Below are 4,001 nucleotides of genomic sequence, written 5' to 3'. Positions count from 1 at the left end.
GGGCTACACCTTCGACTTCCCGGCCGCGTAGGCCAGGGCCGTCGGGGCCTCGGCTCCGCCCGGAACGCTCCGGGCGATAGCCCCACGTCCCCCACCCCCCCCGCCCCCCCGCCCCCGGGGGCGCCCGCCCCCCCCCCCCCCGCCGAGCAGGGCGCCCGCGACACCGTCCCCCTCCGGGCCCGCAAGGGCCGCGCCTCCTACCTGGGCGAACGCAGCATCGGCCACCAGGACCCGGGCGCCACCTCCACGGCCCTCGTCTTCCGCACCCTCGCCGACGTCACCGCCGACGTCACCGCCGCCTGAGCGCCGTCCCTCACCCGTCCGTCCGCGCGATCAGCAGGAGCAACGCGTCGTCCCGCAGCTCCCCGCCGGTGTGCGCCAGCAGGTCCGCGTACACCCGGCCCACCGCGGCCTCCAGCTCCCCCGCCGAGCGCGCGGCTCCCCCCACCAGCGGCCCGACCCGCTCCGCCAGCGGGTAGAACTCCCCGCTCGTGCGGTGCCGCGCCTCGATCACCCCGTCCGTGCAGAGCACCAGCACGTCCTCCTCGCCGAACGGCTGCCCCCACGTGGTCGGCTCCCCCGCCGCCAGCCGGCCGAGGCCCAGCGGCACCCAGGGGTCGGGCGCGTGCAGCACCTGCGCCCGCCCCTCGGGGTCCACCCGGATCGGCGGCACGTGGCCGTACTGCAGCAGTTCCATCGCCCCCGGCGTACGGAACTCCGCGAACAGTGCCGTGGTGAACTCCCCGTCCGGCACGTGCCGTTCGACGCTGGCCTCGATCCGCGCCGCGACGCCCCGCAGCCCGGTCTCGTCGTACGCCGCCTCGCGGAACGCGCCCAGCACCACGGCCGCGGTCTGCACCGCCGCCAGCCCCTTGCCCCGGACGTCCCCGACCGCGACCCGGGTGCCGTGCGGCGTCTCCAGCACCGAGTACAGGTCGCCGCCGATCCGTGAGGCGTCCGCCGCCGACACGTACCGCACCGCGAGCCGCAGCGGTCCGACGGTCGGCCCGGGCAGCTGCAGCAGCGCCCGCTGGGCTGCCTCGGCGACGGAGCTGACGGCCGCGAAGGCCGCCGCGCGCCGCATCCGGATCTTGGCGACCCAGGCCGAGAACAGCGTCAGGACGACGTAGCTGACCATCGCCCCGTACAGGAAGCGGGCGTCGTTGATGTTGTCGACCTCGTCGTAGTGGCTGAGCCCGAACACCGTGACCAGCCCGAGCGCGCAGACCAGGAGCAGCTCGCCGGGTTTCAGGGTCAGCGCCGCGACGGTCGGCACCACGGTCATCAGCGGGGCCAGGTAGCGGTCCTTGCCGGAGAGGAAGTCCGCGAGCCCGACCAGCAGGACGGCGATCAGCGCCGGCGTGGCGCGCCGCCAGAACGGGACGTCCTGGAGGTCGGCGGCGAGCAGGGCGCCGCGCTGCCGGTCCGGCGGCAGTCCGGCTGCCGTGGGGGCCGAGGGAGACTGGGCGCGGCGGAGCGGAAACACATATCGAACATAAGGGACGATCACGGACGAGGCCCGACCGGCCCGGCTCCCCGCGCTGCGGAGCATTCCGCCCCACCGCCTCCGGGAATACCCTAGAGGGGTATGGTGTTGTCGCAAGAGTCGTTGCCAGCGCCGCGTCCCGGACGAACACCCGGGCCGCCCGGACCTCCCGGAGGCCTCCGATGTCCACCACCATCACCTACACCGTGTCCGGCATGAGCTGCGGCCACTGCGAGAAGGCGATCAGCGAGGAGGTCTCCGCGCTGGCCGGGGTCACCGGGGTCGCCGCCGACTCCACGGCCGGTACCGTGACGATCTCCTCCGCCGCCCCGTTGGACGACGAGCAGGTGCGCGCCGCGATCGACGAGGCCGGCTACGAGCTGGTCGGCCGCAGCGCCTGACCCACCCGGCACGGTGGGGGCCGCCGCGGCGCCCCCGCCGGCCGCCCGACCGAGGAGCTGATCCGCATGAGCACGTCCACCCCGGACCTCGGGGCCCGGGACCGGGTCGAGCTGTCGATCGGCGGGATGACCTGCGCCTCCTGCGCCGCCCGGATCGAGAAGAAGCTCAACCGGATGGACGGCGTCGAGGCCACCGTCAACTTCGCCACCGAGAAGGCCCGGGTCGACTTCGGCCCCGGCACCACGGTCGAGGAGCTGATCGCCACCGTCGAGCGCACCGGCTACACCGCCGAGGTCCCCCCGCCGCCGGCGCCCGCCACCCCCGAGCCCGAGCGGACCGCTCCGACCGGACGCCCCGACACCCTGCGGGACCGGCTGCTGATCAGCACCGTCCTCGGCGTCCCGGTGGTCCTGCTGTCGATGGTGCCGGCCCTCCAGTTCGACAACTGGCAGTGGCTGGCCTTCGCGCTCACCGGCCCGGTCGTGGTCTACGGCGGCCTGCCCTTCCACCGCGCCGCCTGGACCAACCTGCGGCACGGCGCCGCCACCATGGACACCCTGGTCTCGCTCGGCACCCTGGCCGCCTTCGGCTGGTCCTGCTGGGCCCTGTTCCTGGGCCACGCCGGCATGCCCGGGATGCACCACGACTTCTCGCTGTCCGTCGGCGACACCGATGCCTCCGCCACGCTCTACCTGGAGACCGCCGCCGCCGTCACCGTGCTGATCCTGCTCGGCCGCCACCTGGAGGCCCGCTCCAAGCGCCGGGCCGGCGCCGCGCTGCACGCCCTGCTCGACCTCGGCGCCAAGGACGTCGCCGTCCTGCGGGCGGGCCGGGAGGTACGGCTGCCGGTGGACCGGCTGACGGTCGGCACCCGCTTCGTGGTCCGCCCCGGCGAGAAGATCGCCACCGACGGCGTGGTGGTCGAGGGCGCCTCGGCCGTGGACGCCTCGATGCTCACCGGCGAGTCCGTCCCGGTCGAGGTCACCGTCGGTGACGCCGTCACCGGCGCCACCGTCAACGCGGGCGGGCGCCTGGTGGTCGAGGCCACCCGGGTCGGCGCCGACACCCGGCTGTCCCGGATGGCCCGGCTGGTCGAGGAGGCCCAGAACGGCAAGGCCGCCGCCCAGCGGCTGGCCGACCGGATCTCCGCCGTCTTCGTCCCGGTCGTCATCCTGATCGCCCTGACCACCCTGGTGGTCTGGCTGCTGGCCACCGACAGCCCCACCGAGGCCTTCACCGCCGCCGTCGCCGTGCTGATCATCGCCTGCCCGTGCGCCCTGGGTCTGGCCACCCCGACCGCGCTCATGGTCGGCACCGGCCGCGGCGCCCAGCTCGGCATCCTGATCAAGGGCCCCGAGGTGCTGGAGACCACCCGCAAGGTCGACACCGTCGTCCTCGACAAGACCGGCACCGTCACCGCCGGCCGGATGGCCCTGGTCGCCGTGCACACCGCCGAGGGCGTGGACCGGGCCGAGGCGCTGCGACTGGCCGGCGCCGTCGAGCACGCCTCCGAGCACCCGATCGCCCGGGCGGTCGCCGAGGCCGCCACCGAGGCCGGCGAACTGCCCGCCGTCACGGACTTCCGCAACGTGCCCGGACGGGGCGTGGAGGGCGTCGTGGCGGGCCGCACGGTGGTCGCCGGGCGTGAGGCCCTGCTGGCCGACCGTGCACAGCACCTGCCGCCCTCCCTGGCCCGCGCCAAGTCCGCCGCCGAGGCGGCCGGCCGCACCGCGATCGCGGTCGGCTGGGACGGCGAGGCGCGGGCCGTGCTGGAGGTCGCCGACGCGGTCAAACCGACCAGCGCCGAGGCGATCGGCAAGCTGCGCGCACTGGGCCTGACCCCGATGCTGCTGACCGGCGACAACCGGCTGGTCGCCGAGGCCGTGGCGGCCGAGGTCGGCATCGCGCCGGAGCACGTGATCGCCGAGGTGCTCCCCGAGGACAAGGTCTCCACCGTCAAGCGGCTGCAGGCCGAGGGCAGGGTCGTGGCGATGGTCGGCGACGGCGTCAACGACGCGGCCGCGCTCGCCCAGGCCGACCTGGGCCTGGCGATGGGCACCGGCACCGACGCCGCCATCGAGGCCGGCGACCTCACCCTGGTCCGCGGCGACCT

The 4,001-nt window shown here is 75.4% G+C and carries 4 protein-coding genes; 3 read left to right on the top strand and 1 reads right to left on the bottom strand.

Annotation, left to right across the window (positions count from 1 at the left end; genetic code table 11):
* Positions 1-303 (top strand): DAK2 domain-containing protein (locus ACWGKU_RS27810; RefSeq protein ID WP_452191607.1); only part of this gene is annotated, 303 nt, incomplete at its 5' end.
* A 10-nt stretch (positions 304-313) separates the two neighbouring features.
* Here ACWGKU_RS27810 and ACWGKU_RS27805 read toward each other — a convergent pair.
* A complete protein-coding gene (locus ACWGKU_RS27805) occupies positions 314-1,486 on the bottom strand; it encodes a PP2C family protein-serine/threonine phosphatase (RefSeq protein WP_452180204.1) in 1,173 nt (390 codons plus the stop codon).
* A gap of 182 nt (positions 1,487-1,668) precedes the next feature.
* Between ACWGKU_RS27805 and ACWGKU_RS27800 the strand changes: the two genes are divergently transcribed.
* A complete protein-coding gene (locus tag ACWGKU_RS27800) occupies positions 1,669-1,887 on the top strand; it encodes a heavy-metal-associated domain-containing protein (RefSeq protein ID WP_380550273.1) in 219 nt (72 codons plus the stop codon).
* 66 nt (positions 1,888-1,953) lie between these two features.
* Positions 1,954-4,001: heavy metal translocating P-type ATPase (locus ACWGKU_RS27795; protein WP_452191605.1), on the top strand; the 2,048-nt coding region annotated here is incomplete at its 3' end.

The organism is Kitasatospora sp. NPDC054768 (assembly GCF_053612025.1).
This window is presented reverse-complemented; position numbering and strand designations above follow the sequence as displayed.

Excerpts from the sequence above, each read along its gene's own strand:
- ACWGKU_RS27800 (WP_380550273.1), top strand. The coding sequence starts at position 1,669 with ATGTCCACCACCATCACCTACACCGTGTCCGGCATGAGCTGCGGCCAC.